The organism is Desulfobacter latus, assembly GCF_013389365.1.
Lineage (GTDB): Bacteria > Desulfobacterota > Desulfobacteria > Desulfobacterales > Desulfobacteraceae > Desulfobacter > Desulfobacter latus.
In genome coordinates, this window is sequence record NZ_JACADJ010000221.1 from 1 (window position 1) to 293 (window position 293).

Consider the following 293-nt stretch of genomic DNA (forward strand, 5'->3'; position numbering starts at 1 on the left):
CATAGGTCATCTTACCGGATTTTGTTACTGTACTTTCATCTCCAGCAAACAAAATAACGTCATCCGAATCCAATAAATGATTTTGAACTAATGCCCATTGAAGAGAAGGCCAGGGAATTACACTATGGAAAAAACGTTGAATAGTACGATAACTGCCGCCTTTGCCACTCCAACGGCTTATGCCTAACATTGTAACTCTACCCTTCATGGTAAAAAGTGCTTCAGTTATGATTATTAGCTGATTCATCAAAGTGTTGTTTAAAACTGGTTTTATCACTGAAAATAAAGTACTA

1 protein-coding gene is annotated in these 293 nt (G+C 36.5%); it reads right to left on the reverse strand.

What is annotated here, in order from left to right; all coding sequences use genetic code 11:
* The coding region (locus tag HXW94_RS20650) for a transposase (protein ID WP_178368445.1) at nucleotides 1-293 on the reverse strand (293 nt) is incomplete at both ends.